The organism is Aestuariirhabdus haliotis (assembly GCF_023509475.1).
GTDB classification, from domain to species: domain Bacteria; phylum Pseudomonadota; class Gammaproteobacteria; order Pseudomonadales; family Aestuariirhabdaceae; genus Aestuariirhabdus; species Aestuariirhabdus haliotis.
Genome location: NZ_JAKSDZ010000105.1, coordinates 1 through 530, shown reverse-complemented (window position 1 = coordinate 530; position 530 = coordinate 1). Strand labels below are relative to the sequence as shown.

Genomic DNA, 530 nt, shown 5'->3' with positions numbered 1-530 from the left:
CATAACGGCCTTCATTCGCGTCATAGATCGCCTGAATCTCAACCTTGAGATCATCATCTTCCAGACATCGCTGAGATCGGCTTCTGTTCTTCCAGTCATAGAATCCGCTGGTTGAGACACCCAGCCAGCCACACAACTTGGTGATGCTTAGCTGCCGCCCGATTTTTTGGATGAATCGATACCGTTCTGATGTTCCTCCGCAAGAAACCGTTGCCACTTTTTTAGCAGGTCAAGCTCCTCTCGAAGGCGAGCATTTTCTTTTTCCAACCGTTTGAGCTTATTCAGCTCTTTCTTTTCTTTATCGATACTGGTGAGTTTCTTGCGTTTATCCGCCACGATCTTTCCTTCTCTATATTCCTTGCGCCATCGTGACAGCATCATAGGATGAATATCGAGCGCCTTGGCAACTTCTTGAACTTGAATGCCATCCATCAAGCTCAACTGAACGGCTTTGGCTTTAAACTCGTTTGTGTACTGCCAGGTTCTTCTTGGATTGTTGTAGCGTGGCATTGGATACCTCATCTTCAGTT

At 46.4% G+C, this 530-nt stretch carries 1 protein-coding gene; it reads right to left on the bottom strand.

What is annotated here, in order from left to right; translation table 11 throughout:
* Positions 1 to 147: 147 nt before the first annotated feature.
* Positions 148 to 530: transposase (locus MIB40_RS19450; protein WP_249697160.1), on the bottom strand; the 383-nt coding region annotated here is incomplete at its 5' end.